This window comes from Geodermatophilus amargosae, assembly GCF_900116515.1.
GTDB lineage: Bacteria > Actinomycetota > Actinomycetes > Mycobacteriales > Geodermatophilaceae > Geodermatophilus > Geodermatophilus amargosae.
Window position 1 is genome coordinate 1 of sequence record NZ_FPBA01000054.1, and the last position, 5929, is coordinate 5929.

6 protein-coding genes are annotated in these 5929 nt (G+C 77.2%); 5 read left to right on the plus strand and 1 reads right to left on the minus strand.

The features are described from left to right. The 5 genes from ccrA to BM414_RS27990 form a co-directional block, all read left to right on the plus strand. Positions 1-1201: crotonyl-CoA carboxylase/reductase (gene ccrA / locus BM414_RS27970; RefSeq protein ID WP_093585280.1), on the plus strand; the 1201-nt coding region annotated here is incomplete at its 5' end. A 177-nt stretch (positions 1202-1378) separates the two neighbouring features. Next, positions 1379-2821: a coiled-coil domain-containing protein gene (locus tag BM414_RS27975; protein ID WP_175551893.1), complete on the plus strand. Its 1443-nt coding sequence runs from the start codon at positions 1379-1381 to the stop codon at positions 2819-2821. Positions 2822-2879: 58 nt separating this feature from the next. Further along, the gene (locus BM414_RS27980) at positions 2880-3827 is read left to right on the plus strand and encodes a hypothetical protein (RefSeq protein WP_093585283.1); all 948 of its coding nucleotides are present in this window, start codon (positions 2880-2882) and stop codon (positions 3825-3827) included. 118 nt (positions 3828-3945) lie between these two features. Next, on the plus strand, positions 3946-4824 hold the full coding sequence (locus tag BM414_RS27985; RefSeq protein WP_245785048.1) for a DUF4397 domain-containing protein: 879 nt from the start codon (positions 3946-3948) through the stop codon (positions 4822-4824). After that, positions 4821-5591 carry a class F sortase gene (locus BM414_RS27990; protein ID WP_245785049.1) on the plus strand — a complete coding sequence of 257 codons (771 nt, stop codon included), beginning with the start codon at positions 4821-4823 and terminating at the stop codon, positions 5589-5591. Before BM414_RS27985 ends, BM414_RS27990 begins: the two co-directional genes overlap by 4 nt. A gap of 214 nt (positions 5592-5805) precedes the next feature. On the opposite strand, the gene BM414_RS31215 is transcribed toward BM414_RS27990, so the two are convergent. Continuing rightward, positions 5806-5925: a 3-hydroxyacyl-CoA dehydrogenase family protein gene (locus tag BM414_RS31215; protein WP_281246807.1), complete on the minus strand. Its 120-nt coding sequence runs from the start codon at positions 5923-5925 to the stop codon at positions 5806-5808. Between the last annotated feature and the right edge of the window lie 4 nt (positions 5926-5929).

The window sequence follows — 5929 nt, forward strand, 5'->3', positions numbered from 1 at the left end:
GGAGAAGGACCCGCGCAAGTCCCTGCACGTGGAGGAGGTGGCGACGCCGGAGCTGGGCCCGGGTGAGGCGATCGTGGCGGTGATGGCCTCCTCGGTGAACTACAACACCGTCTGGACGTCGATCTTCGAGCCGGTGTCCACCTTCGGGTTCCTGGAGCGCTACGGCCGGCAGAACGACCTGACCCGCCGGCACGACCTGCCCTACCACGTGGTGGGCTCCGACCTGGCCGGCGTCGTGCTGCGGGTGGGCCCCGGCGTGAACCGGTGGAAGCCCGGTGACGAGGTGGTCGCGCACTGCCTGTCGGTGGAGCTGGAGGACCCGGCCGGTCACGACGACACGATGATGGACCCGCAGCAGCGGATCTGGGGCTTCGAGACCAACTTCGGCGGCCTGGCCGAGCTGGCGCTGGTCAAGAGCAACCAGCTCATGCCCAAGCCCGCGCACCTGTCGTGGGAGGAGGCGGCGGCCCCCGGGCTGGTCAACTCCACCGCCTACCGGCAGCTGGTGAGCAGGAACGGCGCGGACATGAAGCAGGGCGACGTCGTGCTGATCTGGGGCGCCTCGGGTGGCCTGGGGTCCTACGCCACCCAGATGGCGCTGGGCGGCGGCGCCATCCCGGTGTGCGTGGTCTCCAGCCCGGAGAAGGCCGAGATCGTCCGGAAGATGGGCGCCGAGCTGGTCATCGACCGCTCCGCGGAGGGCTACCGGTTCTGGAAGGACGAGCAGAACCAGGACCCCAAGGAGTGGCAGCGGCTGGGCAAGAAGATCCGCGAGCTGACCGGCGGCGACGACGTCGACATCGTCTTCGAGCACCCCGGCCGGGAGACCTTCGGCGCCAGTGTCTACGTCGCCAAGAAGGGCGGCACGATCGTCACCTGCGCCTCCACCAGCGGCTTCCTGCACCAGTACGACAACCGCTACCTGTGGATGAACCTCAAGCGGATCGTCGGGTCGCACTTCGCCAACTACAAGGAGGCGTGGGAGGCCAACCGGCTCATCGACAAGGGCCTCATCCACCCCACCCTGTCGAAGACCTACGCCATGGACGAAGTCGGGCAGGCCGCCTACGACGTGCACCACAACCTGCACCAGGGCAAGGTCGGCGTGCTGACCCTCGCCCCCGCCGAGGGCCTCGGCGTCAAGGACACCGGGAAGCGGGAGAAGCACCTCGCCGCGATCAACCGCTTCCGCGGCGTCTAGCCTCGCGGTTGCCCGGGCGCCGGCGACGGCGCCCGGGCACCCCGGGGGGGACCGCCTCGTTGTCCGACGGGGCGCGGTCCGGGGACGTACGAGCAGGATCCGGGACACTGCGCGGCGCACTGCCGGGCCGGTCCCGACACGCTGACGACCCTCCCCCGACTCTGCGAGGATGACCGCATGACCGATCCCCGCCGCGACCTGCTGCCGATGCGCGAGGCGCAGCACTCGTTCGACGTGGTGCTGCGAGGTTACGACCGCCACCAGGTGGCCGAGACCATCGAACGCCTCGAGGCCGACATCCGGGTGGCCCTGGCCGACCGGGACGCGGCGGTCGGCCGGTCCGCCGACCTCGCCGGTCAGCTCTCGTCGATGCACGCGGAGATCGACCAACTGCGCCGCAAGGCCGCCAACCAGGGCCCGGCCACCTTCGAGAACATGAGCGAGCGCATCTCGCACATGCTCCGCCTGGCCGAGGAGGAGGCCGCCGAGATCCGCGCGACCGCGGAGCAGGAGGCCCGGGCGCTGCGCGAGCAGACCGCCGCCGAGGAGCGCTCGATGCTCGAGCGGCACGCGGCGGGCCAGGCCGAGGTGGAGCGGATGCTCGCCGAGGCCCGCCAGAACGCCGAGCAGATCGCCAGCAAGGCGCAGATCCGCGCCGACGAGCTGGTGTCCAAGGCACAGGAGAAGGTCGCCCGGCTCGACGCGGAGTCGCAGGCCCGCCGCGCCAAGATCGAGGAGGACTTCGAGATCGCGCAGCGCGCCCGCCGCGCCGAGGCCGCCCGCATCGAGGAGGAGCGCGACCAGCAGTCGGTGCGGGCCGCGCAGGAGCGCGTCGCCGCCGCCCAGGCGCACGCGGCCGCCGTCGTCGGCGAGGCCGAGTCCTCCGCCGCCGCCGTCCGGCGGGTCCGCGACGAGCTCACCGCCCGCCTCACCGAGGCCCGTCGCGTGCTGTCCGCGCTGCCCGACCTGGCCGACCGCGCGCAGCCCCAGCAGCCGCCGTCCCAGCAGCCGCAGCAGGCCCCGCGCCCGCCCGCCGCACCGCAGCAGCCGGCCGCTCCCGCCCAGGCCCCCCAGGACCAGCCCGCGGCCCGCCGCGAGGCCCAGGGCCCGCAGACGCTGGTGCAGCCGGCCGTCGGCCGCCCCGCCGGGGAGGCCCAGACGCTGGTGCAGCCCGCCGTCGGGCCGCAGACGGGGATGCAGCGTGCCGTCGGCCCGCAGACCGGCGGGCAGCCCGTGCCCCCGCGCCCGACCCCGCACACCCGTCCGGCCGATGCCCCCGCCGGTGAGGCCGCCGCTGCCCGGCAGCCCACCCGGCCGCAGTCGCCGCCGACCCAGCCGGCCGTGCCACAGCAGGCGGCACAGCAGGCGACGCAGCAGGCCGCACAGCAGGCGGCGCCGGCGCGGCCCGAGGACCCCTCCCCCACCGAGACGCAGGAGATCCGGCCGGTGCACGGAACGAGCCAGGAGGCGGGCCGGCACGCCGGTGGGTCCTCGCGCCTGCCGCAGCCGTCCGAGGACGGTCGGCAGGCCGACGGCCCGCCGACCGCCGTGCAGCCCGCCGTCGGCGCCGGGCGCCCCACCGACACCGGTGGCCAGGCCGCCGTCCCCGGGCGCCGCTGACCTCCTGCTGCCGCGTCCCGCCCGCGCGCCGCGGGCCGCGGCGAGGTAGGTAGGACACGTGCCAGACGACGCCGGACCGGATACCGCCGGTCCGGGCGCTCGTCCGGCCGCGGGGGCCGTCCCCCGGGACCGCCGGCGCGACCGGCACCGCCACCGCGCCGACCCCTCGGGCTCGCGCCGTCCGGCCGCGCGCGGGTCCCTGCTCGCCCTCGGGCTGGCCGTCCTCGTGGGCGGCACCGGGCTGCTGCCGGCCGCCCTCGGCGAGGACGACCCCCGCGCCGCGGACCCCCCGCCGGCCGCCACGTCGTCGGCCCCCGCCCCGGACACCGGCCCCGGCGCCGGTCCCGTGGCCGCCTGGCTCGACGCGGCGCTGCCGGAGCCGGCCGACGTGGCCGCGTCGGCCGCCGTGCGGCAGGAGCTCACCGACGCAGGCGTCCCGTCCGACCGGCTCCGCCCCGCCGAGGGCGGTGTCCCCGCGGGGTCGCTGCTGGCCGTCGTCGGCACCGCCCCGGAGGGGTCGCGGGTCGTGGCCGGCTTCGACCGGACCGGCGACGGCAGCCGGCTGCTGGTGGTCGACCCCGCACCGGGCGAGCCGACCGCCGAGGAGCTCGCCCGCCGGCGGTCGCTGGCCCAGGCGCTGCTCGCCAACCCGACCACCCGGGCCGACGGCGCGGCCGGAGCCGTGCTGCGCGATGCCGCCGTCGACCAGCGGCTGCTGAGCCTGCTGGCCGCCGTGACCGCCTCCGACGGCGTCGGCATCGCGGCCTTCCCCTCGCTGCCCGGCGAGGAGGGCACCGCGCTCCTGGCCCGCCGGGTCCTCGTCGACGCCGTCGGGGGTGCCCCGGTGCCCGGCGACCCGGCGGCCACCGACCGGCTGCTGGCCTGGCTGGCGGCGCAGCAGCCGCCCTTCGCGCCCGACGACGTCGGGGTGACCGACGCCGGGGTGCTGGTGTCCTTCCGCTACGTCTCCGCTCCTGACGCACTGGTGACCGCCGCCACCCGCTGACGGCGCGCCCGGCGGTACCTCCCGGATGCGGGTCGGGCGCGGACGGGGTAGACGTTGCGTGATCCCCTGACGACCCTGCGGCACCTGCCGCGGGATCCGACCTGCACCGGAGGCGCGCGTGACCAGGACGAGCCGGGTCCTCACGGTGGTGGCGATGACGGCGGCCGTCGCCGGGCTGCCGATGACGACGGCCACCGCGGCCGAGGGCGGCCTGCTCCGGCTGGCGCACCTGTCCCCCGACACCCCCGCCGTCGACGTCTACGTCGACTCGGTCGCCGACCCCGCCGCCGGGCAGGTGTTCCCCGGGGTCGGCTACGGCACGGTCTCGGAGTACCAGTCCGTGCCGTCCGGCACCTACGCGATCAGCATGCGCGGAGCCGGCGCCGACCCGGCCAGCCCGCCGGTGCTGTCCACCACGGTGGGGGTCGGCGCGGACAGCGCGCGCACGGTCGCCGGCGTCGGCCCCTTCGCCGACGTCGGCCTCGAGGTGCTCGAGGACGACCTGACCCCGCCACCCGCGGGCAGCGCGCGGCTGCGGGTCGTCGCCGCGGCGGCCGGCGCGCAGACCCTCGACGTCGCGGTCCCGGGCGGGCCGGCCGTCGCCACCGACCTCGCCTTCGCCGACGCGACCGGCTACGTCGACGTCCCCGCGGGCGCCACGTCGGTCACCGTGACCCCGGAGGGTGGCGAGGCCACCGAGCTGCCCGTGCAGGTCGCCGCGGGCTCGGTGTACAGCGTCCTGGTGCTCGACCGTCCCGGCGGCGGGCTGACCGTCCAGACCGCGCTGGACGCCGCGAGCCCCGGCGTGGTGCCCTCCGGCGGCGTCGAGGCCGGTGCGGGTGGCACGGCGGACTCCTCGCCGCTGCCGCTCGCCGCCACGGCCGCGGGCGTCGTGCTCGCCGGTGGCGCGGGGCTGTTCCTGCTGACCGCGCGGACCACGGCGGCCGGCGCGGCGCGGGCCCCGGGGCGGCACGCCGCCGGCCGCCGGCGCCGGTGAGCCGGGCGGCCCGCCACCGCGCTCCCGGGAGCGGGTCGCGGCACCGCGCTCCCCGCCGGACCCGGCTGCGCGTCCTGCGGCTGGTCCTCGCCGTCCTCGTGCTGGCGGCCGGGGCGGTCGCCCTGACCTGGCCGGCGGCTCCCCTCCCGGCCGCCGGGACGGCTGCCGCCACGGCGACCGTCCCGGGACCGGTGGTGCTCGAGGAGCAGCCCGCCCCCACGGCCGTGCCGCCCACGCGGGTGCGGGTGCCGGCCATCGGGCTCGACAGCGGCCTGGTCGACCTCGGTCTCGACGCCACCGGTGCGCTGGCGGCGCCGGCGGACTTCGCGACGGCCGGCTGGTACACCGGCGGGCCGGCACCGGGCGACGTCGGCCCCGCCGTGCTCGCCGGGCACGTGGACTCACACCGCGGGCCGGCGGTCTTCTCCCGCCTGCGCGAGCTCGCCGCCGGGGACCGGGTGCTCGTCGACCGCGCCGACGGCAGCACCGCGACCTTCGCCGTCACCCGGGTCGAGAGGCACCCGAAGGACGCCTTCCCCACCGACGCCGTCTACGGGCCGACGGCGGACGCGCAGCTGCGGCTGATCACCTGCGGCGGCGACTTCGACCGCTCGGTCCGCAGTTACGAGGACAACCTCGTCGTCTTCGCCCGGCTGGCCGGTCAGCGGCGGCGGTCGCGGGCCCGCCAGCAGGCGGCGTGCCAGTGGCGGCGCCAGTCGGCGGCGGAGTCGGTGTCCCACGGCTCGAGGTCGGAGTCGCGGGCGTAGGCCGGCCAGCTGACCACGTGCGGCGTCCCGGGGCGGATCTCCTGGTCGCAGCCCGGGCAGCGGTAGGTCTTGCCGGTGGCCGACCCGGTCACCCTCCGCACGACCCAGTCGCCGTCAGCGGCCTCCTCCACCGGGTCGGGACGCGACAGCGGGGGGCGGCCGCCCGGCCGCCCCCCGCTGCTCCGTCGTCCCCTACGAGACACTCAGCGGCACCTCAGCGCCGCGAGTAGTCCCGGAACCCGCGGCCGGTCTTGCGGCCGAGGTAGCCGGCGGTGACCAGGTGCTCGAGCAGCGGCGCCGGCGCGAAGCCCGGCTCCCGGAACTCGGTGTACAGCTCC

Excerpts from the sequence above, each read along its gene's own strand:
- BM414_RS27975 (WP_175551893.1), top strand. The coding sequence starts at position 1,379 with ATGACCGATCCCCGCCGCGACCTGCTGCCGATGCGCGAGGCGCAGCAC.